General features: G+C 62.4%; 1 pseudogene. It reads right to left on the bottom strand.

Going from position 1 to position 226, the window contains the following annotated elements:
- Positions 1 to 57 precede the first annotated feature (57 nt).
- A pseudogene (locus OC610_RS29425) lies at positions 58 to 226 on the bottom strand (ABC transporter permease); the annotation flags it as partial.

Raw genomic sequence — 226 nt, 5'->3', positions numbered from 1 at the left:
CGCGAGCAAGCTCGCTCCCACAGGATTGCGGTTCCTGCGATGAGCGATCTTCATTGATTATTTCCCGCCACTCCCCGCCACGCTTTCCCCCCCACGGGTCAGGTAGTACGCGCCCAATATCGGCAACATCGTCACCATCATCACCAGCATCGCCACCACGTTGGTCACCGGCACGTCGCGAGGGCGGCTGAGCTGGTTGAGCAGCCAGAGTGGCAAGGTGCGCTCG

Origin of the sequence: Pseudomonas agronomica (assembly GCF_025917275.1) — a bacterium.
Taxonomy (GTDB): Bacteria; Pseudomonadota; Gammaproteobacteria; order Pseudomonadales; family Pseudomonadaceae; genus Aquipseudomonas; species Aquipseudomonas agronomica.
This window is presented reverse-complemented; position numbering and strand designations above follow the sequence as displayed.